The following is a 24,304-nucleotide window of genomic DNA, read 5'->3' on the forward strand; positions in this document are numbered from 1 at the left end:
GATCCGGACCCTGAACCGGGGGCCGGGCGCGCCAACCCATGGGAGACAGCGCCGATGAGCATGGTCCGGGTCCTTCGTTCCCTCGGCGCGTCCGCCGCCCTGACGCTGGCGCTGGGCGGCTGTTTCACCTCCGGCGAGATGGCGCGCGTGGTGCAGCAGCCCAAGACCCCGGCGGTCCGCACCATCAGCAGCTTCAGCGAGGCGCTGCGCTGCATGGACCGGCTGCTGTGGACCCATGGCAAGCACGACATCTACATCACCGCCAACGGCCTGCCCGACGCCACCGGCCGGGTGGCCGGCGGCACCAAGGAGATGCTGATCACCGCGGTCTCGCGGATGTCGGAAAGTTCCAGCGCCTTCCGCTTCGTCGATTTCGAACCGGCGCTGGACGACGTCAACGCGCTGTACTGGATGATCGGGGTGCAGCCGAACTTCCGTGCGCCGTCCTACTACATCCGCGGCGCCATCACCCAGCTCGACGACAATGTGGTCAGCGAGGCGGCGGGGGCGGGGTTGTCCCTGCCCAAGCTGGATCTCAGCGTCTCGGCCGACCAGGTGGTGTCCATGGTCTCGATCGACCTCAATGTCGGGGAATTGGTGACCCGCCAGATCATCCCCGGCATGTCGGCATCCAACACGCTGGCGGTGGTGTCGTCGGGACGCGGGGCGGATGCCGGCGGGGTGATCGGCAAGGCCGGCCTGTCCTTCAACATTTCGCTGAACCGCTCGGAAGGGCTGCACCAGGGCGTGCGCACGCTGGTCGAGCTCAGCACCATCGAGGTGCTGGGCAAGCTGACCCGGGTGCCCTACTGGCAATGCCTGGGCATCGACCAGACCAACCCCGCCTTCATGGCGGAGGCCCGCGGCTGGTTCGACGGCATGGCGCCGTCGGAACGCGTCACCTTCAGCCAGCGCGCGCTGTCGGCGCAGGGCTATTACGACGGGCCAGTCAACGGCCAGCTCGACCAGCGCACAGCCGAAGCCGTCGGCCGCTTCCAGGCCGACAACGACCTGATCGCCACCGGCCGCATCGACTTCGACCTCTACCAACGCCTGCTCGCCAAGCCGCCCGGCGAAGGCGGGGCGCCGCCGGCCCGGCTGCAGAGCGTCAGCAACGCCGGCGGCGAGGGGCTGCCGCGCGCCCAGCCGTCGCCGTCCCGCCTCGACCTGCTGCTGTCGTCGGACCGTGGCCCGGTGCCACGCTACCGTGCCGGCGAAGCGCTGGTGGTGCGGATGCAACCGACGGCGGACGGCTTCGTCTACTGCTATTACCGCGATGGCGCCGGCACCGTCTCCCGCATCTTCCCCAACCGGTTCCAACCCGACGCCTTCGTCGAGGCTGGCCGGCAGGTGGAAATCCCGCCCGGCGTGCAGAAGCCCTTCAATCTGCGGATGGACCGGCCGGGCGCCGAGGAGACGGTGGCCTGCGTCCTGTCCCATGACGAGATCGGGGTCCGTATTCCGGAAGCGTTCAAGAGCGAGGATCTGCAACCCATTCCCGGTGCCGCCCTGGACGACGTCATCAACGCCTTCGCGACGGCGAAGGGAAGCGACGCCCGTGCCAAGCGGCTGACGGTCAAGGTGCTGCCCGGCACGCTGGCGCAGGGGGAATGAGACCCGGCCGATCGCCGGAAATCGGGAGCCGACTGTTGGCCGGCTCACAGCGCGGGGAGGGGGACGGCGCTAGAACCAGGGGCAACGCCGCTTTCTCTCCAGCCCAGGGAGCTTTCCCATGACCAAGTCCTCCAAATCCGTCGCGTCCCATGCACTGTCCCACATCCTGGTCGCCACGCTGCCGGTGCTGGCCGTCGCCTGGGCCGGCCCGGCGCCGGCCCAGACGATCGAAGGGTCTGGGTCGTCGAAGGTGATGATGTTCGACCGGCCGCCCAGCGTCGAGGAACTGCGCGGGGTGGTGGCGCCCGACCCGAAAATCCGCACCCGCAGCATCGAGATCATCGGCGGCGCCGCCGGTGCCGCCGCCAAGCGGCCCCGGCCCATCGACGAGATCAATTACGGCACGGCGCCCACGCCGCCGGCAGCGCAGCCCGCTCCCCAGCCGGCTTACCAGCAGGAGGCACAGCCCGTCGCGCAGCCGGTTCCCCAGCCCACCTCTCAAGCCACCCATCAATCCTCATCGAGCCGCCCTGTCCATAAGCAACGCCGGCAGGAGGCACGGATGGAGGCCCCCGCCGCCGAGCCGCAGGCCGCCGCCGAACCGGAAGCGGCACCGCAAGCCTTCGGGTTCCGCATCAACTTCGCCCTCAACTCGGCTGAGATCCCGGCGGAGTCCGCCTCCTACATCGACGCCGTCGGGGCGCTGATGAAGGAGGACCCGACCCTGGGACTGACGGTGGAGGGGCACACCGACGCCAGCGGCAACCTTCCCTACAACATGCTGCTGTCGCAGCGCCGCGCGGTGTCGGTGGGCGAGTATCTGGTGCGCGTCCACCAGATCGATCCCAAGCGCATCACCGTGGACGGCAAGGGTCCGACCGCGCCGCTCGCCGCCAACCCCTACGACGGCCGCAACCGGCGCGTCGAATTCAAGCCGACCCATTGAGCGGCGGCCGCAATGGAGGGGATGCCATGAAACATGCCTTGCTCCTCGCCGCCTGCCTTGGCCTGCTGGCCGCTGCCGGCATTGCCGCCTCCGACCGGGCCGATGCGACGGTGGTCCGCAAGAAGGGACCCGAGAATTCCGGTGCCGCCAGCGGCGGGGCCGCGGGCGGGGTGGACATCGCCCCCGCCGGCAAGCGGGTTCGCGTCCAATGCTGGCAGGACGGCCACAAGATCATCGACGAAGCGGACCTTGCCGTCGTCTCGCTCAGCATCGCCAGCCAGATGAACGGGCTGCGCTTCCGCCGCAACGGCGGGACCGATGGGGCGGTGTCGGTGATGACGCAATCCCGCACCGCCTGCCTGCTCGCCCCCGACGAAGGAAAGGGCCGCAACCGCGACTGATCTCCCGCATCCAGAAGGTGACAATCATGTCCAAGCGATCCTTTTTCCATCAGTCCCTTTCCCATCTCCTGGCCGCCGCCTTGGCCCTGGGCTGCGGCCATGCCGCCGGGGCACGGGCGGAGGCCGTGGTCGTGGCGTCCAGCGCCCCCGGCTATGCCCAGGGACAGCTCGTCGCCGACGGACAGGCCGTCCGGCTTCCCGACGGGGCGAATGCGACGCTGCTGTTCGCCAACGGCCGGCTCCTGCGGTTGCGCGGCCCCTATGACGGGGTGCCCGGCGACATGGCAAATCGTGACATGGCAAGTCGCGGCGTGTCGGCCCGCGCCGGCCCCGGCGACGACCGCTTCATGCAGAGCGACCTGGGGGCGGCGCGCGCCCTGGGGAGCCCGCTGGATTCGGCGCTGGAGCGGGCGCTGGCGATCGACCCGTCGGTTTCCGGCGTTCAATGCGTCAAGGCCGGAAGCCCGCCCTGGCTGCGCCGGCCGGCCGAGCCGGGGATGGACCAGCTGCTTCTGCAGGACAAGGCGGGGGGAGAGCGTGCGGCGGTCGGCTGGACGAACGACGGCCCGGTGCCTTGGCCGCGGACCCTGCCGCTGGCCGACGGGATGGATATCGGCGCGCAACGGCCCGACGGAACGCCGGTCGGCACGCTGCATGTGCGGATGGTAGAGGCGACGGGCGGTGCGGCCCTGGCGGTGCGCATGGCGTCGGCCGGCTGTGCCGGGCAGGTCGGTGCGGCGATGGCGACCTTGCGCGATGCGACGGTCCCGCTCGACCTTTTCCTTGCGACCGATCGCCTTTCCGGTCCAGCCGATCGCCCTTCAGGCGATGGTGCCGCCGGAGCCGCCTACCGGCCGGGCGAGGACATCCGTCTGCTGGTCCAGACCGATCGCGACGCCCATCTCTACTGCTATCTGCGCAATGCGCGCGCCCAGTTGATCCCCATCTTTCCAGCCGGCGCCGCGATGAGTGCCCGCGTGGCCGGCAACGTGCCGTTCAGCCTGTCCGGCGACCGCATGCCGTTGCGTGCCGGCGAAGGGCCGGCCGACCTGGAGGTGCGCTGCATCGCCGCTAGCCGCAACCTGGACGGCGAGATGCCCGGCCGCGCCGCGGCGTTCCGCCCCTTGGGCGAGGATGCCGCCGGCCAGCTCGACCGCGCGGTGTCCCGACTGCGCGAGACGGAGGTGGCATCGGCCCAGCTCATCCTCAAGGTCCGGTGAGCGCCGGATGGACGGTCCGCCGGTCCGACCCGGGGAGGGGCCGCTGGTTCCTCCCATCGCGAAACCGGTGGCGCCCCTGCCGCCGGCGTCCGGCCGCAGGGGCTGGCCGGAAACGCGGCTGACGATCGGCATCGTGCTGGGCAGCATGCTGATGGCGCTCGCCGCCACCAGAATGCTGCCTCCGCTGCGCACCGCCGACGAGAGCCTGGGCGACCGGCTGATCGCCGCGTCGACTCCGGCCCGGCCGCAACATCCGGGTATCGCGCTGGTGCTGTTCGGCGAGGACAGTTTCACCGGCCTTGCCTGCCGGTCGCCGGTGGATCGCGGCATGCTGGCCAACATCATCGACGTGCTGGCGGCGGCCGGGGTCCGCGCCATCGGCATCGACGTGCTGTTCGACCAACCGACCCTGCCGGCCTTGGACGAACGGCTACGCCGTGCCCTGCTGGGTGCCCCGGTTCCGGTGGTGGCGATCACGGCGCTGGACCAGACGCCGCTGACCGAGCGGCAGCGACGCTTCCTCGACGAATTCACCGCAGGGATGCCGCGTGGTCATGCCAATCTGGCCAAGGACCGGCTGGATGCCGCCGTGCGCTGGCATGTTCCCTTCGGTGGCGACGGCACCCCCAGCCTGCCGGTGCGGCTTGCCCTCCTCGGCGGCGTGGCGCAGGTGCCGGCGGAGCCCTTCCGCATCGATTGGCGCGGACGGCCGGACGGCGCCACCGCTCCCTTCCCGGTCTATCCCGCCGAGGCGGTCGCCGTCCTGCCGAAGAGCTGGCTGGCCGGGCGAATAGTGCTGGTGGGCACGGTTCTGGCCGGGATCGACCAGCACCGGACGCCGCTGTCGACCGCCGGAGCCTCGACGCCGGGCGTGGAGATCGAGGCGCATGTGCTGGCCCAACTGCTCGACGGGCGGAGAGATCCGCGCCTGCCCGTCGCAGGGGAGGCCGTGCTGGCACTGCTGATGGCGGTGGCCGGCGTCGCGGTGGCCGCCGCCGCTCCGCCGCTGTGGCTGCTGGCGGCGGCGGGCCTGCTGGTGCCGGCGGCCGCCTGGGCGGGGAGCGCGGCGCTGTTCGCGGCGGGCGGGCCGCTGGTGCCGCTGGTGGCGCCGGCACTGGCCTGGGGGGCCGGCATCGCCGCCATGACCGTGCAGATGTCGCTGCGCGAGCGGGCCGACCGGCGCGTCATGATGCAACTGTTCGCCAACCATGTCTCCCAGCCGGTGGCGGAGGAGATCTGGCGGGAACGCGCGACCTTCATGGCCGGTGGACGGCCGCGGCCGCAGCAGCTGACCGCCACCGTGCTGTTTTCCGACATCGAGGGATTCACCACCATCTGCGAGGCGCTGGAGCCGGAACCGCTGATCCGCTGGCTGGAGGGCTATCTCGATGCCATGGTGCGCATCGTCACCGCCAATGACGGAGTGGTGCTGCGCTTCGTCGGCGATGCCATCCTGGCGGTGTTCGGTGCGCCGGTCGCCCGCACCACGCAGGCGCAGATCGACGCCGACGCCTGCCGTGCCGTCCGCTGCGCCCTGGAGATGGGACGGGACCTGGTGGAGCTCAATCGGCGCTGGCAGGCGGAGGGTCTGCCGCCGGTCGGCATCCGCGTCGGGGTGCATACCGGCCCGCTGGTGGCCGGCAGCCTGGGCGGCTTGCGCCACAGCGAATATTCGCTGCTGGGCGACACCGCCAACACCGCCGCCCGGCTGGAGGCCTATGGCAAGATGGTCGACGCCCGGACGTCCCGCCATTGCCGGGTCATCGTCGGCGACCCGACTTGGCAATCGGTGGGGCAATCGGTGGAGCAATCGGCGCGGCGGGCCGTCCCCCCCCTTTGCACGGCCTTGCCGGTGGGGGAGGTGGCGCTGAAGGGCAAGCTCAGGGCGGTGCGCGTCTGGCTGTTGGTCGATGACGACGGCGACGACATCGACCAATGAAGGATGGCGGCATTCGTGATCGATGGGCGAAGTAATCACTTCGGCTTGCCACCCCCTCTTTTTCCATTCCGAGGCGGAAGGGGCGGTTTGGCATCGATTCAAGCCATGGTATGCTTCCACGATCCACGGCAGGCTGTCGACAATTTCCGATATTATTATCGACAGCCTTCCGTCATGCGCCATGAGCTTCGCCGGAAGCCGCGGAGTCACATCCGTGGCCGAACTGACCGGCGACTTGCGGCGCCTCTTCGCTCGGGTACGGAGGCGGGGATGATGGGACCGGTCAGACCCTGCCGGATGGTTTTCGCGCTGCTGCTGGTCCTGCTTCTGGTCGCGGGAGCGGGAGGATCGGTGCGTGCGGCGGGGCCGCCCGCCGCCGGCCAGCCCGCCGGATCCGGTGCCGGTACCGGCGCGGCGGAAAGCCGCCTGGCGCTGGTGATCGGGGTCAGCAATTACCGCAACGCGCCGGAACTGATCAACCCGCGCAACGACGCGCGCGCCATCGGCGAAGCCCTGCGGGCGCTGAATTTCACGGTGGACGAGCAGTACGACCTGGATGCCCGTGGCTTCGCCACCGCCCTGCGCCAATTCGGCATCAAGGCCTCGCAGGCCGACGTGGCGGTGATCTTCTATGCCGGCCATGGCATCCAGGTGAATGGCGTCAATTATCTGCTGCCCGCCGACGCCCAGCTCGAGCGGGAGCGCGACCTGGTCTACGAGGCGATTCCGCTGAACCTGCCGATGGGGGAACTGGCCGGGGCGCGCAAGCTCGGCATCCTCATCCTCGACGCCTGCCGCAACAATCCCTTCGTCGACCGCCTGACCCGCAGCGGGTCGAACCGCAACCAGGCGCATCCCGGCCTGGGCAGCGTGGACGACGCGCCGAGCGACACGCTGGTGGCGATGGCGACCCGTGCCGACCAGTTGGCCGAGGACGGCACCGGCGACCACAGCCCCTTCAGCGCGGCGCTGCTCCAGCATCTCCAGACGCCGGGGCTGGAGTTGAGCCTGTTCTTCCGCAACGTGCGCGATACGGTGAAGCAGGCGACCAACGGCCGGCAGGAGCCGTTCGTCTACGGATCGCTCGGCGCCACGCCCTTCTATTTCAATCCGCGGCCGCCCAACCGGCCGCCGGTGCTGGGCGAGTTGCGGGCGCTGACCCTGTCCGACCGGGCCGGGCCGGAACCGCTGGCGCCCGGCAAGCCGACGGACCCCGACGACGACCAGATGTATGCCCGCGTCACCGGGCTGCCGCGCGGCGGCACCGTGCGCGTCGGCGAGCGCAGCGTATTGATCGGCGATTACCTGACGGTGGACCAGTTGGCGGCCACCAGCTTCAAGCCCGACGGCAGCTTCCGCGGGGAGGCCGGCGCCTTCGAGTTCCTGGTGGCCGACGGCCGCGGCGGCACGGTCACCGGCACCATCCCGGTCACCATAAGGCCGAGCAACCAGCCGCCGGCGGTGGTGGCGGAGCGCAAGCTGCGCGTCGCCGGCAACCCGATGGGGATCGACGCCCCGGTGGATCCGGACGGCGATCCGCTGACCGTCACCGTCACCGCCGTGCCGGAGCGCGGCAGCGTCCACAATGGGGCCGCGGTGGTGAAGCCGGGCGACCGGCTGACCGTCCAGGCGCTGACCGCCCTGACCTTCGACCCGGAAGCCGCGGCGCCCGGCCCGGCCGGCAGCCTGCGCTACAGCGTCGACGACGGACGCGGCGGCACCGCCACGGCAAGCGTCGGCGTGGACATCGCGCCGCCGGGGACCGCGCCGGTGGCCGAACTGGAGGATGGCGTGTGGAAGCGCATCCAGGCCAGCAAGGAGCCCGGCGACTTCCAGGCCTTCCTGCAATTGTTCGGCGGCAGCGGCCATGCCCCGATGGCCCGCCGCCAGCTGGAGGGGATGAAGCTCGCCGGCAAGCCGGCGGAAGCGCCCCCGAAGGCGGAGGCGAAGCCCGAAGCCAAGCCGGAGACGGTGTTGGGACCCGGCCTGGAACCGGCCGAACCGGGGCGCTACGCCGTCACCGCCGACGGCATCTTGCGGGCGACGCCGGCCAATGGCGGCGCGCGGGTCGGCCGGGTCGCGCGCGGGGCGACGGTGCAGGTTCTCGGCCGCGTGCCGGAGGGCGGGTGGTACCGCATCGCGCTGGAGGACGGCACCCAGGGCTTCATCGCCGCCTCCCTGCTGAAGCGTGAGCCGTTGCCGGCCCCGGCGGCATCCGCAGCGGCTCCCGCACAGGCACCGGTCGCGGCGACCCAGACAGCACCGGCCGCACCCCCGCCCCCGCCCCCGGCCGAGCCGCAGGTGGCGGCGACCGCGCCGCCGGCGCAGGGGCCCGGGCCGACCAATGGGACAACAAACGGCGCGGCGCGCAACCATGGCACCGGCAACAGTTTCCAGGACTGTCCGACCTGCCCGGTGCTGGTGCGGGTGCCGGCGGGCGGCTTCATGATGGGGAACGACAAGGGTGACCCCTCGGAAAGGCCGGTCCATCGCGTCACCATCGCCAAGCCCTTCGCGCTCGGCATGTATGAGGTGACCGTCGGCGAATGGCGCGCCTGCATCCAGGACGGGGGGTGCACCGACATGCCGCGCATGGTCAACGCGACCGACGGGACACCGGTCCACAACCTGCATTGGCAGGACGCCCAGGCCTATGTGGCCTGGCTCAGCCGGAAGACCGGACAACGCTACCGCCTGCCGAGCGAGGCGGAGTGGGAGTTCGCCGCGCGCGCCGGGACGGCGACGCCCTATTGGTGGGGGACGGAGGAGGGAATCCACGCCGATTGCGACGATTGCGGCGGCCCGCACGAGCATCTGACCCCGGCGGCTGCCGGAAGCTACAAGGCCAATCCCTTCGGCTTGCACGACATGAACGGCGGCGTGGCGGAATGGGTGGCCGACTGCTGGAACAAGAACTACCAGGGCGCCCCGGCCGACGGCAGCGCCTGGAGCCAGGGCAACTGCCGCAAGCGCATGCTGCGCGGCGGGTCCTGGCGCGACAAGCTGGAGGCCATCAACGACACGATGCGCAACAGCTATGACGTCGACGTGCGCTATCTCACCAACGGCTTCCGGGTGGCGCGGGAGGTGAACTGACGGATTCTCCGCTCAGCGCTGGACCGTGACCGTCTTCTGGGTCGCCCGGTTCCCCGTGCCGACGGCGGTGTTGGTCGTGGTGTTCACGTTGTTGAACTGCACCCCGCCATGGGCCAGCGCCGAGGGCAGGTGCGGCAGCGGCCCGGCGGTGCTCATCAGCAGGTCCAGCGTCGACGGACCGGCGGGCTTGGCGGCGGGGGCGGGTTTCGGGTCGGGTGCCGGGGCCGGCTCCGGCGCCGGAGCGGCCGTCTCCACCGGTGCTCCGCTTCCCGCGGCGGAGCCGTCGCCAAGCTGCTGCTGGCTGACGTTGCCATCCCCGAAGGCGAAGTTCAGCGCGCTGTTGAAGTTGTTCACGATGAAGGGCGCGTCGATGATGGTGAAGCTGGGATCGACCGGCGGCGGCTGGCGGCTGGCGGCCAGTGGCTGCCCCTTGCTGAAGCCGGCGAGATAGCCGGCGTCGCCGCGGATGCGGGTGATCGCCTGCTGGTTCACGGTGGAGCGGCGGAGCGACGGGTTGGTGACCATTGCGCCGGGAGGAGCGCCGCGGGGTGTCGGGTTCACCGATACCGGCAGGCGCGGCGTCTGAGCGAAAGCCTGGGCCATCGCCGCCCCGGGGATCGGGCCGGGCGGAAAGGCGATGCCGCCGGTGACCTGGGCTGCGGCCGTCCCGGCAGTCAGCAGCAGGGCGGCGGCGGTGGTCAGAAGAGTGGTGCGGGGCAACAGCATCGCGGGCTCCCTCGGGGCTGACGGCCGGTATGGGGAGCATGATGGGATCGCCCGAAGCGGGATGCTGTGGCGCGGCTCACAGGATGCGTGAAATCGGCGTCTCAGCCGCAGGAATCGGCGATCTCGTCCAGTGCGCCGCTGTCGCGGATGACGATGTTGCCGGCATCCATTTCGATCACCCCGGCGCGCTGCCATTCGTTCAGCAGCTTGTTGACGCTCTCCCGCGACACGCCGACCAGACAGCCCAGCTGCTGCTGCGACAGCTTGATGTCCAGCCGCAGTCCCTCCGGCCCCGGCTTGCCGAAGGCGTCGCCCAGCCGTTTGAGGGCGCGGGCGAAGCGGGAGGGCGCTTCGAGGAACAGCGTGTCCTCCAGATGCTCACTCGTCTGGCGCAGCCGCTTGCACAGCACGCTGATGATGCGGAAGGCCAGATCAGGCCTCGCCGTCAGCACCGGCATCAGCTGCGACCGGTCGAGGATCAGCAGGTCGGTCTCCTCCAGCGCCACCGCGTCCGCGGTGCGCGGCTCGCCGTCCAAAAGCGCGATCTCGCCGAACAGGCCGCCCTTGTTGATGATGCTCAGCACCAGTTCCTTGCCGTCCAAGGAGTGGCAGCAGATCTTCACCCGGCCGCGGATGACCGCCATCATGCTGTCGCCGGGATCGCCCTTCTGGAAGATCATCGCGCCGCGCGGGTGGTGGGACAGCCGTGCGGCGGTCGCCAGCCGGTGCCGCTCCTCCCGCTCGAGATGCTTGAGCAGGAAATGGCCGGCGAGGACGAGATCCTTGTCGAAGTTGATCCGTATCGCGGTCATGGCTGTCCCCTGGCTGACATCGCGCGCCGGTCCTGACGAGGGCATGGATACGACCAGGGCATGGTACGCCGGCAACCGGCATGTCCCCCACCGTCAATGGCGGTACGCCGTCGTCGGTGCTTCTGCCCTGTTCGTGTGGGGACCGGACACGAAAAGGGCGGCCGGTGCTGGCCGGTCGCCCCTTGGTCGTGTTGATCGGAAAGAGACTGCCTGCCTTCAGCGGAAGATCGCCTTCGGCGGCAGAGGCTGCGGGTTCAGGGCGCGGTCGCCGCCGTAAACCGGACCCGGCGTGAGTCCCGGCAATGTCGGCGCGCCGCAGGTCAGGCAGGGCGGCGGCTTCGGGATGCCGGGAGCCGGCTGGAGGATCAGCGGGCCGAGCGTGGTAGTCCGCGTATAGGACAAGGTCGGCGGCGCGGCGAAGGCCGGTGCGGTGGCGATCGCGGCGAGGGTCAGCGACAGGGCCAGAAGACGAGAGCTTGGAAGGCGGGACATGGTGGAGCCTCCGGTTCGGTTGCGGCGGGGGATCAGTCGATGTCGGCGTCGTCGTCGTCCTCCAGCTTCAGCGAGCGGGCCTGATGGCCGAAGGGGAAGCCCCGGCGGTCGAGGAGCCCGTGCAGGTCGGGGGCGACTGGGCGGGGCAGCCGATGGATGTCCGCATCGGGAACGACCTCGGACTGTGGGTCGGACGGCGTTGCCGAACAGCGGGTCCGGCCGTCCAGCGTCACGCAGCTCAGCGTTCCCGAGCCCCGCATGCAGACGGTCTTCCCGTTGACCGTCTGGCAGGCGAGGGAATCGGCCCGGACCGGAGCCGTCCCGGCCGCGAACAGCAGGACGGGCGCAACGACGGTCAAGATCGTTGGGAGCTTGGGGAGCTTCGGCATCGGTGGCCTCCCGGGCAAGGGGGTGGCAGGGGAGAGAGCGAAGGGGCGCTCAGCGGCGGAGACCGGTCAGCGACTGGGCGGCGCTGTTGCCGAGGCCGGCGGTGACGTTGGTACCGATCCCGACATTGGTATTGACCATGGGGCCGCGGCCGCTGAAATTCAGCCCGACCTGGACGCCGCTGCCCTGTATGCCCAGCAGCCTCTGCCCGGCAGTGTTGCCGATGCCGGCCGCGACGTTGGTGGCGGTGCCGACATTGGTGTTGACCAGCGGGCCGACGCCGCGGACCGGGGCGCCGCCACCCTGGAGCACGACGCCCTGCTGCTGTGCCGAGTTGCCGATGCCGGCGCCGACGTTGGTGGCATTGGCGACGTTGGTGCTGACCAGCCCGGGTACCGCCATCATCGACGGCATGCCGGGTCCGGGGCCGGTCTTGGGCTGCGCCAGGGCGGGCGTCGCGAGGAGGATGGTGGCAAGGGCGCCGAGGGCGAAATTACGGATCATGGCGGGTTTCCTTCGGTCGGAGTGAGGCTTCGGGCTTCCGCGCCCCGGCAGGCTTTGGCCAGCTTCTGAAAGGCCGTGTTCTTGAGGAGAGCTTAGAGAAGCGCCAGGAAGGCTTCTGTGAGCTGCCCCACAGGTGGGGGCCGAATTCCTGCAAGGTCCCGGCGGAAGGCGCCGGGCAAAAGAAAGCTCCGGCCGGATGCCGGCCGGAGCGAGGTCAGGGGAGGAAGCCGGGAGGAGAGAAGGCGGTCAGCGCTGCTTCACCAGGGCGCTCTGTCCGGCAAAGTTGCCGACGCCGGCCGACAGGTTCTGCATGGAGCTGCGGTTGGAGGGGCCGAACAGCCCGCCCGAACGCTGCAGCACGGTGCCACTCTGCAGGGCGGTGTTGCCGATGCCGGCCGCCGTGTTGCCGACATTGGCGACATTGCCGCCGCCGAACAGGCCGCCGCTCCTCTGCATCACCGTCGCCATCTGGCCGGCATTGTTGCCGATGCCCGCGGCGGTGTTGCCGATGTTGGCGACCGAGCCGCCGCTGAAGGCACCACCACTCCGCTGCTTCACGAAGGCGCTCTGGTCGGCGGTGTTGCCGATGCCGGCGGCGAGGTTGGAGACGGTGGCGACGTTCGGCCCGGCGAAGCCGCCCTTGGACTTCTGCATGACCAGCGCGCTCTGGTTGGCGGTGTTGCCGACCCCGGCCGCGGTGTTGGAGATGTCGGAGATGTTCTGGGCCATCGCCGGGGCGGCGAACAGGGCGAGCGAAGCGAAGCCGGTCAGCAGGGCGGTGCGGATCATGGTCTGTCTCCTGTTTTCGGGGGCCGCGGGGTGCGGCGTGTTGCCGATGGACAGACCCTACCCAAACCCCGGATCCGCGGATGTGAGCCGCTCCACACTCTTGGGTCTTTTGTCGATCACCGCTGTTTCGTGTCGGGATGCGCCTCCTGCCAATGCGGATGGGTGACGTAGGCGGTGAGGGCGCCCTGCTCATGCGAGCGGATGGTGACCGACGAGCCCTTGGGCATGTAGACGATCTCGCCCGGACCGGCGGTGACCGTGCCGGCGGCGGACGAAACCGAGACCCGCCCCTCCAGCACCACCATGACGTCGTCGACGGCGATCGCCTCGTCGATGCTCTGGTCGGGTTCGTAGCGGCCGTAGCCGATGGTGACCGGGCCGCCATGGCGCTGGTCGACCAGGTTTCCGACGAACACGTCGGCTTCCTGCCCGGGCGTGCGTTCGAGCGACACGTCGGTCAGGGCGAATTTGCGGACGGTCATCTGCGTCTCCTTGCAATGGCGTTGCGGAATGGTGCTGTTGACCCCCATCACCTAATATCGGCCGAGCGGGCGCATAAGGCGCCTGCGATGCAACAGCTTGATGGGTGGCATTCAGCAATGCGCAGACGCCTGAAGCCGGGGGAATATGCGGAGGTGCGGGCGTTCGCCGCGGTGGCGGAGGCGTGCAGCTTCCGCCGGGCGGCGGCGGACCTGGGCCTGACGCCATCGACGCTGAGCCATGCGGTCCGTGCCTTCGAGGATCGGATCGGCCAGCGGCTGCTGAACCGCACCACCCGGGCGGTGACGCTGACGGAGGCCGGCACCAAGCTCCTGCAGGATCTGCGGCCGGCGCTGGAATTGCTGGACGATGCCGTCGCGGCGGTCGGCATTCCCGAGGATATGCCGGTCGGGACCGTGCGGCTGGCGGCGCCGCGGCTGGCGATCCAGATGCTGGTCGGACCGGCGATCCGGCGGCTTGCGCGGGATTGCCCGCATGTGACGCTTGACGTCCGCACGGTCGAATGGCCGGGCGATTTGACCGGCGGGTTCGATCTCGGCATCCAGTACGGCAACGACGTGGCGCAGGACATGGTGGCGGTGGCGCTGACCAAGCCGTTCACCGCCGCCGTCGTCGGCTCGCCGGGCTATTTCGCCGACCATCCGCCGCCGCTCCACCCCGCCGATCTGGTGCGCCACCGCTGCATCGGCTGTCTCAGCGGCCCCGCCGGCGCGCTCTATCGCTGGGCTTTCGAACGCGACGGTGAGACGGTGGTGCTCGACGTCGGCGGCACCCTCGTCACCGACGATGCCGACCTCATGCTGGACGGCGCGATCGGCGGCATCGGACTTTGGCACGGCATCGACCAGGTCGTGCAGCCGATGATCGACGACGGGCGGCTGTTGCGGGTTCTGACGGATTGGTCGCCGAGCTTTCCCGGCTTTCATCTTTACTATGCGGCGGGTGCGCCGCTGTCGCCCGCCGTGCGCGCCGTCGCGGACGCCTTGCGGAGCCGCGGCTGACCGCAAGTCATGCCGATGCGAGAGCCACCGCATCGGCACCGGCGGCAAGACGCAGCGGGCAGGACGGATCGGTCGCCGCACGCCAGACGCCATCCGCCACGTCGGATGCATGGGTGACCGGACCCGGCTGCTGCCAGGCAGCGAAAACGCTTTGGGCCAGCGGCGCGTAGGCCTCCGGAATGGCGTTCTCGATGCGGGATCGCGCATTCTGGCCGAAGGCGGTGTCCGGTGCGCGGCCCGGAAGGACCAGATGCGCCCGGACATTGAAGGGCTCCAACTCCAATGCCAGGGATTCGGTGAAGGCGTTCACCGCCGCCTTGCTCGCCGTGTAGACCGAGAGCAGATGCAGAGGCTTCAGGGTCACGCTGGAGGTGACGTTGATGATGACGCCCGACTTGCGTGCCCGGAATTGGGGCAGCATCGCCTGCGTCATCGCCATGGTACCGAAGGTGTTCGTCGCGAAAATTTCGCGCACGCTGTCCATCGTCACCCCTTCCAGCGCGCCGAGCAGTCCGATGCCGGCATTGTTGACCAGCACCTCGACCGCCCCGGCCTCTTCCACCGCCCGCCCGATGCTGTCCGCATCGGTGACGTCGAGGCGGAGGATGCGCAGGCGCTCCGAGCGGGGAAGGATATCCTCGCGCGGGGTTCGCATGGTGGCGATGACCGTCCAGCCGCGATCGAGGAAGAGACGGGCCGTTTCCAGGCCGAAACCGGATGAGCAGCCGGTGATGAGGATCGTCTTCATGGAATGGCTCCTGCCGCTGAATTGCGAAGCGGAAGATAGACCGCCTCGTCCGGATCATCTACGATCTGAAGTCCGGAATTCATTGGCAAGAGTCCGAAATTGATCGATCCCCTGGCTCAGGTGGTCGGCCTGCTGCGGCCGAGCGCCTCCTTTTCGAAGCTTACCCAAGGAGCCGGCCACTGGCGGGTCCGGCGGACGGAAAGCGGGCGTCCGTTCTATTGCGTGGTTCTTGACGGCTCCTGCCGTCTGACCGTTGGCGGCGGCGATCCGATCATCCTCGAAACGCATGACTTCGTGCTGATCCCGGCAGCGTACCAATTCACGATGTCGAGCATCGAACCGATGCCGCCGGGCGCCGCCGATACCGCTCCCGTCGAATTGCGCCCAGGCGAATTCCTGCTCGGCAGCCCCGACCAGCCACCGGAGGTCCGCAGCCTCATCGGCTATTGCGCATTCGGCTCGCCTGATGCGGCCTTGCTGCTGTCGCTTCTGCCGCAACTCGTGCATGTTCGCGGCGAGAGGCGGTTGAGCACCCTGGTTCAACTGGTGAACGAGGAATCGCGGTCATTGCGGCCGGCGCGCGAGGTCATCCTGGCCCATCTGCTGGAGGTTTTGCTGATCGAGGCCCTTCGCTCTACGACGTTGTCGGCTGGATCGCCGGGCCTGTTGCGGGGGCTCGGCGACGATCGGATCGCCGCTGCACTGAGAGGCATCCATGACCGCCCGGCCTTGCCCTGGACGGTCGCGCAACTGGCGAAGGAGGCCGCGCTGTCCCGGTCGACCTTCTTCGAGCGGTTCCGGCAGGCGGTCGGCGTCGCGCCGATGGAATATCTGCTGCAATGGCGCATGGCGCTGGCGAAGGACATGCTGCGCCGGCGGGATGGCGGCATCGCCGCCGTCGCGGAGCGTGTCGGCTACAGCTCCGCCAGCACCTTCAGCGTGGCCTTCACCCGCCATGTCGGCGTCCCGCCGACGGTCTATGCGCGCCGGCAGGACGAGGGGGAGATGGAGCTTTCCGACCAGGTGCCGGCTGCCGGCCCGGATGCCTGAAACCGCTTTTTCCACGGTCGCCGGGGAACCGGCGCCCCGCTTCACCGGTTGGCGGATCGTATCCTGCTTTCCAAGGGAGCCGTCCATGTCCAGCACGAAAGAGCAAGACCGGGGACCGAAGCGGCCGGCCGGCCGCGATCCGGCCGCCCCCCATGACGACGGCGCGGTTCCGCGGACCACGGAGGACAACAGGGAGGCGGCCGACGGCAAGCGCTTCGAGAAGGTCCCCAATCCAGGTCACCCGGTCTGAGGCGCTTGACCCGTCTGCGCAAGGCGGTACCGCCCACCAATCATTCCGCTGCGGTCATCGCCGGCGTGACGGACTGCGCCAGCTTGCCGGAGCGGAAAACGAGCAGGGTGAAGAGCGCGAGCGCACCGAAGACCAGCAGCGAACTGACGGCGGCGACCGGTTCGAACGCGGCGTAGCCGAGATGCAGGGCCGCCACGGCGATCGTCAGGAACGCCGTGCCGACACACCAGACGACGATCTGGGTCATCGCGAGGCGGCTGGCTTCCAATGCCGGATGCAGCCGGTAATAGACCCCGAACAGGAAGAGCGACACCCAGCCCAGAAGATTGAGGTGGGCGTGAGCCGGCATCAGGCTGTGATCCTGCGAGGCTGCCATCCCAATACCCATGCCGAGACCGCAAAGAGCGAACAGGCACGCCGCCCTGAAACTTGTGGATGAGGCTTTCATTACCCGAACCTCCCGTCGCCGTCCCCGTTAAAGTTGGTGCACGAACGATGTCAGAGCACTGAAGACGTGTCCATGGAAAATCTCGGCATGTCCATTTGAGCGGTGACAATGGATATTTGCAAAGGCTCGGATATCGACGGGGATACTTCTCCTCTCCCAAGTCGTGGCGCGTCATAACGAAAAATTCCCTCCCGATCGCGCGTTCCCGTGCTCGGGAGGCGGCGATCATCCCGGAACCAGCGCGGGCTCTGCGGGAACGCGGCCGGGGGTCGCGGGGTTACCTCCGGGCGACATCAATGGACGGACACCCGATGACCCTGCAGCAGTTCATGGCTTTCGCGCTGGTGGGCATCGTGGTGGCGATGCTGGTCTGGAACAGGTGGCGCTTCGACGTGGTTGCGGTACTGGCCCTGCTGGCCGGCGTGGCCCTGGGGCTGGTTCCGGCCAAGGAGGCCTTCTCCGGCTTCGCCGACGACATCGTCATCATCATCGCCTCCGCGCTGATCGTCAGCGCCGGGATCGCCCGGTCGGGGGTGATCGATGCACTGGTACGCCCGGTGGCGGCGAAACTCAGCACGCCGACGCGGCAGATCGCCTTCCTGTGCGGGTCGGTGGCCTTCATGTCGGCGCTGATGAAGAACATCGGCGCGCTTGCCATCTTCCTGCCGATCACCATGCAGCTGGCGCGGCGGCATCGGACCGGGTCGCATCGGGTGCTGATGCCGATGGCCTTCGCTTCCCTGATGGGCGGGCTGATGACGCTGGTCGGCACCTCGCCCAACATCATCGTGTCCCGCGTGCGGACGGAAATCGTCGGCCAGCCCTTCTCCATGTTCGACTATCTGCCGGTCGGGCTGGGAATCACGATCGTCGGGCTGCTGTTCCTGATGGTCGGCTGGCGCCTGCTGCCCCAGGACCGCAGCGGCGCGCGGTCGGCGGAGGAGACCTTCGCGGTCGAGAACTACGCCAGCGAGATGAGGCTGCCGGCCTCCTCGTCCTTCGTGGGGCGCAAGGTCGGCGACGTCGACGCCCTGGCGGAGGGCGAGGCGCAGGTGATCGGGCTGATCCGCGAGCGGTTCCGCCGCTATGTGCCGGACAAGCATTGGACCTTGCTGGCCGACGACGTGCTGGTGCTGGAAGGCGACGCCCCCGCCCTGCAGCGCATCGTCCAGGGCGCCTCGCTGGAGCCGCTGGGCATCCTGGAAGGGGTGGAGGGCGAACTGCTGGCGGTCGAAGCGGTGGTGACGCCGGATTCGCCGCTGTCCGGCAATTCCGACCGCAAGCTGGATCTGCGGCGGCGCTTCGGAGTCAGCCTGCTGGCGGTCAGCCGCGCCGGCGAGCGGATCTCCCGGCGCCTGCACCATGTGATGTTCAAGGAGGGCGACCTGCTGCTGCTCCAGGTGCCGGCGGAGCGCTATCCCGATGCGCTCGCCGATGCCGGATTGATCCCGCTGGCCGAACGCCGCCTGCAGATCGGGCGGCGCCGGCCGGTATGGGTGCCGGTCGGCATCCTCGTCGTCACCATGCTGGTCCTCGCCTTCCATCTGGCGCCGCTGGCCGTCACCTTCCTGGCTGCGGCCACGGCGATGATCGTCACCGGCGTGCTCAGCGTCGAGGATGCCTACCACGCGGTCGAATGGCCGATCATCATCCTGCTCGCCGCCCTGATCCCGGTCAGCGGCACGCTGGAGAGCACCGGGGCGACGCAGGTGATCTCCACCCTGCTGGCCGATGCCGCGCGGGGCCTGCCGGCGGTGGCCTGCGTGACGCTGATCATGGCGGCGGCGATGGCGGTGACGCCCTTCCTCAACAATGCCGCGACGGTCCTGGTGATGGCGCCCATCGGCGCCGGGGTGGCCCAGCAGCTCGGGCTCAGCCCCGATCCGTTCCTGATGGCGGTCGCCGTCGGTGCCGGCAGCGATTTCCTGACGCCCATCGGCCACCAATGCAACACGCTGGTGATGGGACCGGGCGGCTACCGCTTCGCCGATTATCCCCGGCTGGGCGTGCCCCTGTCGCTGATCATCCTGGCGCTGGGAACCTGGCTGATCGTGATGGTCTGGCCGCTGGGCGGCTGAAGGGCAGGCCGAGAAGGCGTCCGGGGAACAACGGCGAAGGGCCTCCGTTCCCGAATTCCAATCGACGAGGATCACGACCGTGCTGGTTTCCGAGATCATGGCGAAAGCGCTGGAGTTCATCTCGCCCGACGCCACCGTCCAGGAGGCCGCGACGCTGATGGGCGAACTGGACGTCGGCGCCCTGCCGGTCGGCTCGCCGGACGATCTCGTCGGCATCCTGACCGACCGCGACGTCCTGTTCCGCGTGGTGGCGGAGGGCGGCGACAACGCACGGGTGCGGGTGCGCGAGGCGATGTCCAGCGCCCTGTTCACCTGCCGCGACACCGACACGTTGGCGACAGCCATGGACATCATGGGCGCCTATCACGTGCGGCGCCTGCCGGTGCTGGACGAGGGCGGGCAGGTGGTCGGCTGGATAACGCTGAGCGACATATCGCGCCGGCTGCTGCTGGAAACCGACACGATCCGCAACGCGCTGAGCGAACTCAGCGCCAGCGGGCAGGATGTCTGACGACTGGAGGCGCCCCTCGCTTCCGCCGCCTACAGGCGCAACCCCATCTGCCGGTTCAGCCGGACCACCAGATCGGCCGGAAGGCCCAGACGCTGGGCGAGATAGCGCAGGTAGGAGCGGTTGATCGGCGCGTTCTTGTCCACCGTCGCCAGCGAGACGGCATAGAAGCGCGCCGCCATCCGTGGGGTGTCGACCCGACGGACCAGTTCCTCCAGGCATTGCGGCTCCTCGATCATCCGCTCCAGCCGGCTCCGTTCCTCCTCCTCCAGGCTGCTGGTGCGGAGCCTGCTGCCGATCCGGTCGCGCTCGGCCGCGTCCAGCCCGCCGTCGGCATGGGCGGCGGCGGCCATGGCGAGGACCAGCAGACGGGTCTCCTCGGCGTTGAAAGTCCGGAAATCCGAGGGCGCGCGGTCGAGCAGCTGGTGGCGGTTGCGCAGATGGGCGTCGAGGATCTGCCGCGCCAGCATTTCGTGCAGCACCGGCCGATGGCCCAGGCGTGATTTCGTTGCACCCGGCTCCCCCGCCGGCCCGGCGACGAGGGCAGGGGCGGGTTCGGATGGGGACGCCTGCTGCACCGTGGCGAAGAGGCGTTTCAGCAGGCCGGGCTTGGTCGGCTGACGGGCATGGCTCATCCTGCGGCTACTCCCCGGCGCCCGCGGCCGCTTCCGGGCGCCGTTGCATGGCGGTGTCGATCTGGGTCAGCAGGCGAGAGAAATCGATGGGCTTCGGGTGATAATCGTCGCAGCCGGCCTGCAGCGTCTTTTCGCGGTCGCCGGACATGGCGTGGGCGGTCAGGGCGATGATCGGGATGCCGGCGGTCTCCTCGCCCGCCTTCAACTCGCGGGCGGCGGTCCAGCCGTCGATGACCGGCAGGTTCATGTCGAGCAGGATGACGTCCGGCCGCTCGCCGCGCGCCATGTCCACCCCCTGGCGGCCGTCGAAGGCGAGAACGACGTCGAAGCCGCGCCGTTTCAGCCGGCGCGACAGGAAGTCCCAGATTTCCTCATGGTCCTCGACCAGCAGCAGCTTAGCCATCGGTTCCTCCTGTTCCGTCCATGGGTCCGCTTCCCTTGTCCCGTTCGGGGGGAGCGGGCCGCAGGCGTGCGATCGCTTCCTTCAACTCCTCGATCATGCCGTCCGATCCATCCTCCGCCAGCGGGATGATGTCCCGCACCCGGCCGCGCAGCTCTTCGGTCTCTTTGTGTCCGATCTCCTGGGCGGCGACGACGATGACGGGAATGCGGCTCCAGTCGGGGTTGCGGCTCAACGCCTTGAGGAAGGCGAAACCGTCCAGCCCAGGCATGAAGGGGTCCAGCAGGATCACGGTCGGCACCGTGGCGGCGAGCTGCCGGAACGCCTCCTCCTCGGTTTCGGCATCGCCGACCCGCCAGCCGTCGCGTTCCAGCTCGGCGCCCAGCAGGGCGCGCGTCTCGTCCGCCTCTATCAGCACCAGCGCCGTGCCGGGAGCCTGGCCGCTGAGGCCGCCAAGCACCCGGTGCAGGCGCTGCCAGTCCACCGGCTTGGTGAAATAGTCGGCGGCACCCAGCGACAGGGCCAGCCCCTTTTCCCGGCGCGACGACACGATGATGACGGGGATGTCGGCAAGGTCCGGCTCGGCCTTCAGCACCGACAGCACCGACCAGCCGTCGGTCCGCGGCATCATCACGTCCAGCAGGATGGCGCGCGGGCGGATCTGCCGGGCGATGGACAGGCCGGTCTGCCCGTCGGCGGCCAGCGCCACGCCGAAGCCCTCGCGGTGCAGGAAGCGGGCGAGCAGTTCGCGCATCGCCTGCTCGTCGTCGATGATCAGGATCGTCTCGCGCGCGGCCTGGGCCGGCGTGACCTCCTCCACCCGGACGGGACCATGATCGATGGCGCCGGGCAGGCGGCCATGCCGCAGGTCGGCAGGCAGGCGCAGGGTGAAGCTGGTGCCGGTGCCCGACGCGGTGTCGACGGCGATCTCCCCGCCGAGCATGTCGGCAAAGGCCTTGGTGATCGCCAGCCCCAGCCCGGTGCCGCCGAAGCGGCGGGTGGTGGAGCTGTCGGCCTGCATGAAGCGTTCGAACAGCCGCCGGACCTGCTTCGGAGTCATGCCGATGCCGGTGTCGGTGACGCGGAAGACCACCGTGTCGGCGGGGGGCGTCGCGGACTCGTCCCTGGCCCGTTGTTCCACCGACAGGGTCACGGTGCCGTTCTCGGTGAACTTGGCGGCGTTGCTCAGCAGGTTGAACAGGCACTGGCGCACCTTCACCACGTCGGTGTGCATATGCCCGGCCCCGTCGGCCACCTCCACCGCCAGCCGGTTGCCCTTCTTCGACACCAGAGCCTCGACGGTCGCGGCGACCTCGCGCGTCAGGTCGGCGACGTCGGCGTCCTCGCCATGCACCTCCATCTTGCCGGCCTCGATCTTGGAGATGTCGAGGACGCCGTTGATCAGGTTCAGCAGATGGCGGGCGTTCGCCTCGATCTTCTCCAGGTCGGGCAGCATGCTGTCGACGCCGAGGTCGGCCAGCTCCTCCTCCAGCATCTCGGTGTAGCCGATGACGGCGCTCAAGGGCGTGCGCAGTTCATGGCTCATGTTGGCGATGAACAGGCTCTTGGCCCGGTTGGCCTCCTCGGCGGCGAGGCGGGCGGCCTCCAGCTCCTCCTCCACCCGCTTGCGAACGCTGATGTCCTGCATGGCGCCGATCATGCGCAGCGGCTGGCCGATCGGGCTGCGCAGCACGAATCCGCGGTCGAGGATGCTGGCATAGCTGCCGTCGGCGCGGCGGAAGCGGTATTCGTCGTTCCAGCGCGTGCCGCCGCCGTCGATCACCGCATGGATGCCGGTGACCACATGGTCCTGGTCGTCGGGATGGATGTGGTCCATCCACCAGGAGGCGGAGGTCTCGGCCGCATCCTCGCCATAGCCGAACAGGGTGCGCACCGCCTCGTTCCAATGGATGCGGTCGGAGGACAGGTTCCAATCCCAGATGGCGTCGTTGGTCGCCTGCGCCGCCAAACGGTAGCGCTCCTCCGTCTCGCGCAGAGCCTCCTCGGCCCGGCGCCGCGTAGTGATGTCGGTGTGGACGCCGACCCATTCCTGAACGCCGCCGCCGGCATCCAGCAGAGGAACGGCGCGGACCAGCATGTCGCGATAGACGCCGTCGTAGCGGCGCAGCCGGTGCTCCGCCTTGTAGATCGTCCGCCCGGCCCGGGCCGCGCGCCAGGCTTCCGAGGTGTGGGGACGGTCGTCGGGGTGGATGGCCTCGACCCAGCCGGTGCCCTGCAGTTCCTCGAAGCGCTGGCCGGTGAAGCAGCTCCAGCTTGGCTGCGGGGCCTCGAAACGGCCGGCGCCCGACGTGTTCCAGACGATGGCGGCGGTCGCCTCCACCAGCGAGCGAAAGCGTTCCTCGCTGAGGCGCAGCTTCTCCTCCGCCCGCTTGGCGTCGGTGGTGTCCCAGGTCACGCCGATCAGCGTCAGGCTGCGTTCCGGCGTGCTGTCGGTCACGATGCCGCGCGCCACTGCCCAGCGCACCTCGCCCGACGGCAGCAGGATGCGGAATTCGGCGTCATATTCGCCGCGCTTCCGCCGGGCGGTGTCGATGATTTCCTGGATCCGGGGCCGGTCGTCGGGATGGACGCGGCCGGTCACATTCGATCCCGAAATCGGCTCATCCGCCGTGAAGTCGAAGATCTCGCGCAGCCTTGCGTCGGCCTCGATGCGGTCCTCCCGCAGGTTCCACGACCAGGCGCCGATCCGTGCGGCGCGGAGTGCCAGTTGCAGCCGTTTCTCCGCCTCCGTCACCCGGGATTCGGCCTTGCGCTGCTCGGTGACGTCGGTGTTGGTGCCGAGCCAGCGCAGGATGCGTCCGTCATGGCCGCGCACCGGCACGGCGCGGGACAGGAACCAGCGATAGCGGCCGTCCTTGCCGCGCAAGGGGAAGGTGTCCTCCCATGGCTCGCCCGTCCGGATCGCGCGGAAGAAGCCGTCGGAGGCGCGGTCGACATGGTCGGGGTGGTGGACGCTCCGCCAGTTCCAGCCCTCCGTCTCGCCCGGTTTGGCGCCGGTGAAATCATACCAGCGGCGGTTGTACCAGTAGACGGCGCCGCCGGCATCGGCCATCCAGGTCAATTGCGGGATCAGGTCGGCGAGGCCGCGGAACTGGGCCTCGTTCTCGCGCAGCAGGGCTTCGGTGCGTCGCCGCTCGTCGGCATCGCCGGCGCGGTCGATGGCGCCGCCCAGCAGGTTGGCGACCGCTCTGAGGAACGTGGCGTCGGCAGCGTCGAAGCGGCCCTCGCGGCGGCCGTCGGCCTCCAGCACGCCGAATGGTTCGCCCTCGCCGCGGATGACGACGGCGATGGTGCTCTTCACTCCATGCTCCGCCAGCAGATCGGGGCAGCGGAAGCGGGGGTCACCGCCGATGTCATCGGAGACGACCGGCTCGCCGGTCTTCAGTGAATAGCCGGCGGGGGACGCAAGGTCGACGCCGACCGACCGGTGTCCGACCACGCCTGGCTTCCAGCCGACCCCGGCGCCGACCAGCAGGTGTCCGACGCCTTCGGTGTCCTTCACCCATTCCAGGACCCCGCACAGTTCGGCCTCCAGGCCTTCGGCGCACAGGGTGGCCGCCTCCTGCCGCAGGGCGCCGATGTCGGTGCTCTTCAAGGCGGCCATGCCGAAGCGGGCCAGCAACTCGTGCTGCTTCTCCCTGCGGCCGAGAAGTTGGGCGAGATGGCCGCCGGACAGGGTGTCGCTGTGGGAGGCTTGGGCTGGGGGCATGAACCGCGTGCGGAAAGGGAAGGGCAGCG

23 protein-coding genes are annotated in these 24,304 nt (G+C 69.5%); 11 read left to right on the forward strand and 12 right to left on the reverse strand.

Annotated elements, in window-relative coordinates:
• Positions 1-54 precede the first annotated feature (54 nt).
• The 6 genes from JHL17_RS13880 (at position 55) to JHL17_RS13905 (ending at position 9,216) form a co-directional block, all read left to right on the forward strand.
• Positions 55-1,614 (forward strand): DUF4384 domain-containing protein, encoded by a 1,560-nt coding sequence (locus tag JHL17_RS13880; protein WP_200194045.1) that lies wholly within the window; start codon positions 55-57, stop codon positions 1,612-1,614.
• A 118-nt stretch (positions 1,615-1,732) separates the two neighbouring features.
• Entirely contained in the window at positions 1,733-2,560 is an 828-nt protein-coding gene (locus tag JHL17_RS13885) for an OmpA family protein (RefSeq protein WP_200194047.1), read from the forward strand.
• Between the two features lie 26 nt (positions 2,561-2,586).
• Positions 2,587-2,961, forward strand: a complete 375-nt coding sequence (locus JHL17_RS13890) for a hypothetical protein (protein WP_200194049.1) — start codon at positions 2,587-2,589, stop codon at positions 2,959-2,961.
• Between the two features lie 26 nt (positions 2,962-2,987).
• Entirely contained in the window at positions 2,988-4,181 is a 1,194-nt protein-coding gene (locus JHL17_RS13895; protein ID WP_200194051.1) for a DUF4384 domain-containing protein, read from the forward strand.
• A 7-nt stretch (positions 4,182-4,188) separates the two neighbouring features.
• Positions 4,189-6,120, forward strand: coding sequence for an adenylate/guanylate cyclase domain-containing protein (locus tag JHL17_RS13900; protein WP_200194053.1), 1,932 nt, complete (start codon positions 4,189-4,191; stop codon positions 6,118-6,120).
• A 270-nt stretch (positions 6,121-6,390) separates the two neighbouring features.
• Positions 6,391-9,216 carry an SUMF1/EgtB/PvdO family nonheme iron enzyme gene (locus JHL17_RS13905; RefSeq protein WP_200194055.1) on the forward strand — a complete coding sequence of 942 codons (2,826 nt, stop codon included), beginning with the start codon at positions 6,391-6,393 and terminating at the stop codon, positions 9,214-9,216.
• A gap of 12 nt (positions 9,217-9,228) precedes the next feature.
• Here JHL17_RS13905 and JHL17_RS13910 read toward each other — a convergent pair whose 3' ends face one another.
• The 7 genes from JHL17_RS13910 to JHL17_RS13940 form a co-directional block, all read right to left on the reverse strand.
• Entirely contained in the window at positions 9,229-9,942 is a 714-nt protein-coding gene (locus tag JHL17_RS13910; protein WP_200194057.1) for a hypothetical protein, read from the reverse strand.
• Between the two features lie 101 nt (positions 9,943-10,043).
• Positions 10,044-10,754 (reverse strand): Crp/Fnr family transcriptional regulator, encoded by a 711-nt coding sequence (locus JHL17_RS13915; RefSeq protein ID WP_200194059.1) that lies wholly within the window; start codon positions 10,752-10,754, stop codon positions 10,044-10,046.
• 216 nt (positions 10,755-10,970) lie between these two features.
• Complete coding sequence (locus tag JHL17_RS13920) at positions 10,971-11,246, reverse strand: hypothetical protein (protein WP_200194061.1); 276 nt, start codon at positions 11,244-11,246, stop codon at positions 10,971-10,973.
• A gap of 32 nt (positions 11,247-11,278) precedes the next feature.
• Positions 11,279-11,635 (reverse strand): hypothetical protein, encoded by a 357-nt coding sequence (locus JHL17_RS13925; protein WP_200194063.1) that lies wholly within the window; start codon positions 11,633-11,635, stop codon positions 11,279-11,281.
• A gap of 49 nt (positions 11,636-11,684) precedes the next feature.
• On the reverse strand, positions 11,685-12,137 hold the full coding sequence (locus JHL17_RS13930; protein WP_200194065.1) for a hypothetical protein: 453 nt from the start codon (positions 12,135-12,137) through the stop codon (positions 11,685-11,687).
• Positions 12,138-12,383: 246 nt separating this feature from the next.
• Positions 12,384-12,926, reverse strand: coding sequence for a hypothetical protein (locus tag JHL17_RS13935; protein WP_200194067.1), 543 nt, complete (start codon positions 12,924-12,926; stop codon positions 12,384-12,386).
• A gap of 116 nt (positions 12,927-13,042) precedes the next feature.
• Complete coding sequence (locus JHL17_RS13940) at positions 13,043-13,408, reverse strand: cupin domain-containing protein (RefSeq protein WP_200194069.1); 366 nt, start codon at positions 13,406-13,408, stop codon at positions 13,043-13,045.
• 117 nt (positions 13,409-13,525) lie between these two features.
• Between JHL17_RS13940 and JHL17_RS13945 the strand changes: the two genes are divergently transcribed.
• Positions 13,526-14,428 carry a LysR family transcriptional regulator gene (locus tag JHL17_RS13945; RefSeq protein WP_200194071.1) on the forward strand — a complete coding sequence of 301 codons (903 nt, stop codon included), beginning with the start codon at positions 13,526-13,528 and terminating at the stop codon, positions 14,426-14,428.
• 7 nt (positions 14,429-14,435) lie between these two features.
• Here JHL17_RS13945 and JHL17_RS13950 read toward each other — a convergent pair whose 3' ends face one another.
• Positions 14,436-15,176: an SDR family oxidoreductase gene (locus tag JHL17_RS13950; protein WP_200194074.1), complete on the reverse strand. Its 741-nt coding sequence runs from the start codon at positions 15,174-15,176 to the stop codon at positions 14,436-14,438.
• Between the two features lie 99 nt (positions 15,177-15,275).
• On the opposite strand from JHL17_RS13950, the gene JHL17_RS13955 reads away from it, so the two are divergent.
• Together JHL17_RS13955 and JHL17_RS13960 are read left to right on the forward strand one after the other, a co-directional pair.
• Positions 15,276-16,226, forward strand: coding sequence for an AraC family transcriptional regulator (locus tag JHL17_RS13955; RefSeq protein WP_200194076.1), 951 nt, complete (start codon positions 15,276-15,278; stop codon positions 16,224-16,226).
• An 85-nt stretch (positions 16,227-16,311) separates the two neighbouring features.
• The gene (locus JHL17_RS13960; RefSeq protein ID WP_200194078.1) at positions 16,312-16,476 is read left to right on the forward strand and encodes a hypothetical protein; all 165 of its coding nucleotides are present in this window, start codon (positions 16,312-16,314) and stop codon (positions 16,474-16,476) included.
• 40 nt (positions 16,477-16,516) lie between these two features.
• On the opposite strand, the gene JHL17_RS13965 is transcribed toward JHL17_RS13960, so the two are convergent.
• A complete protein-coding gene (locus tag JHL17_RS13965; RefSeq protein ID WP_200194080.1) occupies positions 16,517-16,825 on the reverse strand; it encodes a hypothetical protein in 309 nt (102 codons plus the stop codon).
• A gap of 410 nt (positions 16,826-17,235) precedes the next feature.
• Between JHL17_RS13965 and JHL17_RS13970 the strand changes: the two genes are divergently transcribed.
• Positions 17,236-19,002, forward strand: coding sequence for an SLC13 family permease (locus tag JHL17_RS13970; protein ID WP_200194082.1), 1,767 nt, complete (start codon positions 17,236-17,238; stop codon positions 19,000-19,002).
• Positions 19,003-19,081: 79 nt separating this feature from the next.
• On the forward strand, positions 19,082-19,513 hold the full coding sequence (locus JHL17_RS13975; protein ID WP_345773806.1) for a CBS domain-containing protein: 432 nt from the start codon (positions 19,082-19,084) through the stop codon (positions 19,511-19,513).
• Positions 19,514-19,542: 29 nt separating this feature from the next.
• Here JHL17_RS13975 and JHL17_RS13980 read toward each other — a convergent pair whose 3' ends face one another.
• The 3 genes from JHL17_RS13980 to JHL17_RS13990 are packed head-to-tail and all read right to left on the reverse strand — an operon-like array spanning position 19,543 to position 24,275.
• Positions 19,543-20,145, reverse strand: a complete 603-nt coding sequence (locus tag JHL17_RS13980) for a DUF533 domain-containing protein (protein WP_200194084.1) — start codon at positions 20,143-20,145, stop codon at positions 19,543-19,545.
• A 7-nt stretch (positions 20,146-20,152) separates the two neighbouring features.
• Positions 20,153-20,548 (reverse strand): response regulator, encoded by a 396-nt coding sequence (locus JHL17_RS13985; protein WP_200194085.1) that lies wholly within the window; start codon positions 20,546-20,548, stop codon positions 20,153-20,155.
• Positions 20,541-24,275 carry a PAS domain-containing protein gene (locus JHL17_RS13990; RefSeq protein ID WP_200194086.1) on the reverse strand — a complete coding sequence of 1,245 codons (3,735 nt, stop codon included), beginning with the start codon at positions 24,273-24,275 and terminating at the stop codon, positions 20,541-20,543. Before JHL17_RS13990 ends, JHL17_RS13985 begins: the two co-directional genes overlap by 8 nt.
• Positions 24,276-24,304 lie beyond the last annotated feature (29 nt).

This window comes from Azospirillum endophyticum (assembly GCF_016595245.1).
Taxonomy (GTDB): Bacteria; Pseudomonadota; Alphaproteobacteria; order Azospirillales; family Azospirillaceae; genus Azospirillum; species Azospirillum endophyticum.

What these genes read in the sequence shown, in the direction of transcription:
- JHL17_RS13880 (WP_200194045.1), top strand. Translation starts at nt 55, where the DNA reads ATGAGCATGGTCCGGGTCCTTCGTTCCCTCGGCGCGTCCGCCGCCCTG.
- JHL17_RS13885 (WP_200194047.1), top strand. Translation starts at nt 1,733, where the DNA reads ATGACCAAGTCCTCCAAATCCGTCGCGTCCCATGCACTGTCCCACATC.
- JHL17_RS13890 (WP_200194049.1), top strand. Translation starts at nt 2,587, where the DNA reads ATGAAACATGCCTTGCTCCTCGCCGCCTGCCTTGGCCTGCTGGCCGCT.
- JHL17_RS13895 (WP_200194051.1), top strand. Translation starts at nt 2,988, where the DNA reads ATGTCCAAGCGATCCTTTTTCCATCAGTCCCTTTCCCATCTCCTGGCC.
- JHL17_RS13900 (WP_200194053.1), top strand. Translation starts at nt 4,189, where the DNA reads ATGGACGGTCCGCCGGTCCGACCCGGGGAGGGGCCGCTGGTTCCTCCC.
- JHL17_RS13905 (WP_200194055.1), top strand. Translation starts at nt 6,391, where the DNA reads ATGATGGGACCGGTCAGACCCTGCCGGATGGTTTTCGCGCTGCTGCTG.
- JHL17_RS13910 (WP_200194057.1), bottom strand. Translation starts at nt 9,942, where the DNA reads ATGCTGTTGCCCCGCACCACTCTTCTGACCACCGCCGCCGCCCTGCTG.
- JHL17_RS13915 (WP_200194059.1), bottom strand. Translation starts at nt 10,754, where the DNA reads ATGACCGCGATACGGATCAACTTCGACAAGGATCTCGTCCTCGCCGGC.
- JHL17_RS13920 (WP_200194061.1), bottom strand. Translation starts at nt 11,246, where the DNA reads ATGTCCCGCCTTCCAAGCTCTCGTCTTCTGGCCCTGTCGCTGACCCTC.
- JHL17_RS13925 (WP_200194063.1), bottom strand. Translation starts at nt 11,635, where the DNA reads ATGCCGAAGCTCCCCAAGCTCCCAACGATCTTGACCGTCGTTGCGCCC.
- JHL17_RS13930 (WP_200194065.1), bottom strand. Translation starts at nt 12,137, where the DNA reads ATGATCCGTAATTTCGCCCTCGGCGCCCTTGCCACCATCCTCCTCGCG.
- JHL17_RS13935 (WP_200194067.1), bottom strand. Translation starts at nt 12,926, where the DNA reads ATGATCCGCACCGCCCTGCTGACCGGCTTCGCTTCGCTCGCCCTGTTC.
- JHL17_RS13940 (WP_200194069.1), bottom strand. Translation starts at nt 13,408, where the DNA reads ATGACCGTCCGCAAATTCGCCCTGACCGACGTGTCGCTCGAACGCACG.
- JHL17_RS13945 (WP_200194071.1), top strand. Translation starts at nt 13,526, where the DNA reads ATGCGCAGACGCCTGAAGCCGGGGGAATATGCGGAGGTGCGGGCGTTC.
- JHL17_RS13950 (WP_200194074.1), bottom strand. Translation starts at nt 15,176, where the DNA reads ATGAAGACGATCCTCATCACCGGCTGCTCATCCGGTTTCGGCCTGGAA.
- JHL17_RS13960 (WP_200194078.1), top strand. Translation starts at nt 16,312, where the DNA reads ATGTCCAGCACGAAAGAGCAAGACCGGGGACCGAAGCGGCCGGCCGGC.
- JHL17_RS13965 (WP_200194080.1), bottom strand. Translation starts at nt 16,825, where the DNA reads ATGCCGGCTCACGCCCACCTCAATCTTCTGGGCTGGGTGTCGCTCTTC.
- JHL17_RS13970 (WP_200194082.1), top strand. Translation starts at nt 17,236, where the DNA reads ATGACCCTGCAGCAGTTCATGGCTTTCGCGCTGGTGGGCATCGTGGTG.
- JHL17_RS13980 (WP_200194084.1), bottom strand. Translation starts at nt 20,145, where the DNA reads ATGAGCCATGCCCGTCAGCCGACCAAGCCCGGCCTGCTGAAACGCCTC.
- JHL17_RS13985 (WP_200194085.1), bottom strand. Translation starts at nt 20,548, where the DNA reads ATGGCTAAGCTGCTGCTGGTCGAGGACCATGAGGAAATCTGGGACTTC.
- JHL17_RS13990 (WP_200194086.1), bottom strand. Translation starts at nt 24,275, where the DNA reads ATGCCCCCAGCCCAAGCCTCCCACAGCGACACCCTGTCCGGCGGCCAT.